Origin of the sequence: Shinella sp. G-2 (assembly GCF_050172695.1) — a bacterium.
In the GTDB taxonomy this organism is placed as follows: Bacteria; Pseudomonadota; Alphaproteobacteria; order Rhizobiales; family Rhizobiaceae; genus Shinella.
In genome coordinates, this window is sequence record NZ_JBBEYH010000078.1 from 1 (window position 1) to 678 (window position 678).

At 66.4% G+C, this 678-nt stretch carries 2 protein-coding genes; both read left to right on the forward strand.

Features of this window, described 5'->3' with window-relative positions:
* On the forward strand, positions 1-532 hold a 532-nt coding region (locus tag V8U06_RS29190), incomplete at its 5' end, for an electron transfer flavoprotein subunit alpha/FixB family protein (protein ID WP_427143649.1).
* On the forward strand, positions 529-678 hold a 150-nt coding region (locus V8U06_RS29195; RefSeq protein ID WP_427143650.1), incomplete at its 3' end, for an FAD-binding protein. The genes V8U06_RS29190 and V8U06_RS29195, both read left to right, overlap by 4 nt.

Genomic DNA, 678 nt, shown 5'->3' on the forward strand with positions numbered 1-678 from the left:
CCAGACGGTTCAGTCGACCGATGCGAAGAAGGTGATCACCGTGCGCACGGCGTCCTTCGCCGCAGCGGGCGACGGCGGCAGCGCCGCGGTCGAGACCATCCCGGCCGCAGCGAACCCCGGCCTTTCCAGCCACGTCAAGGACGCACTCTCCTCGTCCGACCGTCCGGAACTGACGTCTGCGAAGATCATCATCTCGGGCGGGCGGGCGCTCGGCTCGTCGGAGAAGTTCCAGGAGGTCATCCTCCCGGTCGCCGACAAGCTGGGTGCTGCCGTCGGTGCAAGCCGCGCCGCCGTCGATGCGGGCTATGCGCCGAACGACTGGCAGGTGGGGCAGACGGGCAAGGTGGTCGCACCGCAACTCTACATCGCCTGCGGCATCTCGGGCGCGATCCAGCATCTTGCCGGCATGAAGGACTCGAAGGTCATCGTCGCCATCAACAAGGACGAGGAAGCCCCGATCTTCCAGGTCGCAGACTACGGCCTCGTCGGCGATCTCTTCGAGATCCTGCCGGACTTGCAGAGGGCGCTCTGAGCGACATGGCGGAACTCCCCGAACGCGAGAGCATGGAATTCGACGTGGTGATCGTCGGCGCGGGACCGGCCGGCCTTTCGGCCGCGATCCGGCTGAAGCAGGTCAATCCTGACCTGACGGTCGTCGTGCTGGAAAAGGGCTCGGAA